General features: G+C 29.3%; 2 protein-coding genes. Both read left to right on the top strand.

Annotated features, from left to right (window positions below; all coding sequences use genetic code 11):
- The coding region (locus tag H6553_00305) for an Eco57I restriction-modification methylase domain-containing protein (GenBank protein MCB9032256.1) at positions 1-706 on the top strand (706 nt) is incomplete at its 5' end.
- A 136-nt stretch (positions 707-842) separates the two neighbouring features.
- Positions 843-1,339: DUF1016 domain-containing protein (locus H6553_00300; protein MCB9032255.1), on the top strand; the 497-nt coding region annotated here is incomplete at its 3' end.

The following is a 1,339-nucleotide window of genomic DNA, read 5'->3' as shown; positions in this document are numbered from 1 at the left end:
TATTTGCGATATAATAGACTATATTCCAAAGGATAAATTAGAATATAAATACAAAAACGAATTACATTCTAACGAAGTGGCAATACTACCATACTATATTAGCAACTTAAATATCGAATTTACTTATACGCAAAAAATGGGAACTTATGCAGAATTTGAAAACCATTGCTTTGTAGATACTTTAGATAATTTGGGTTTTACCTATACAGGAAAACAAATTGATATGTTTGCTCCTTTTACAGAAGAAAACAGCAAACGAATAAGAAAACAAAATGGTAGAAAAATTGCTGTCGTTATTGGCAATCCACCATACAACGCCAACCAATTAAACGAAAACGATAATAACAAAAATCGCGAGTATCCTAAAATAGATAAACGCATTAAAGATACTTTTATACATTATAGTACAGCACAAAAAACTAAAGTCTATGATATGTACGCTCGTTTTTATCGTTGGGCTATGGATAGATTAGACAATAATGGAATTATAGCTTTTATTACCAACCGAAGTTTTATTGATAGCAGAACTTTTGATGGATTTAGAAAATCTATACAAAACGATTTTGATTTTGCTTATATTGTAGATACCAAAAGCGATGTAAGAGCCAATCCAAAAATTGCAGGTACTACACACAATGTATTTGGCATACAAACAGGTGTTGCCATTATGTTTTTAGTAAAAGTAAATAACAAACAAAAAAAATAATATTTGGAAACTTATCAATATGATAAAAATAAAAAAGAAGCTCCTCAATCAACCTAAGTAGGATACCCTACAATAACATGAAGTTATATTTCAATTGTTGCCGAACTTCTTAATCAATACAAAATTATAAAAATAAATGGCAAAAGAAAAAACTAATATACAATCTACCGAAATTCTGCTTTTTAATGAGTTATCACAACTTATAGAAAAAAACCAACAGCAAGTAATTAAACAAGTTAATAGTACACTTACCTTACTCTTTTGGCAAGTTGGCAATAGAATTAATCAAGATATATTAGATAATAAACGAGCCGATTATGCAAAAGCTATTGTAGCTAATCTTTCTATACAATTACAAAACAAATATGGCAATAATTTTGAGTTGAAAAACTTGCGTAGAATGATACAGTTTGCCAATCAATTCAACGATTTTCAAATTGTCGTTACACTGTCACGACAATTAAGTTGGTCGCATTTCTTAACACTATTACCATTAAAAGAAATGGAAGCAAAACTATTTTACGCTCAAAAAACAGCAATGGAGTTATTAAGTGTAAGAGATTTACGAAAACAAATTGCTACCAAAACTTACGAACGCACTCAGATTGCCAACTTGCAAATTATAGATAGTGA

The sequence above is a fragment of the Chitinophagales bacterium genome, assembly GCA_020636535.1.
Lineage (GTDB): Bacteria > Bacteroidota > Bacteroidia > Chitinophagales > JADIYW01 > JADJSS01.
The sequence above is the reverse complement of the archived record's forward strand: the minus strand, read 5'-3'. Positions and strand labels throughout refer to the sequence as shown.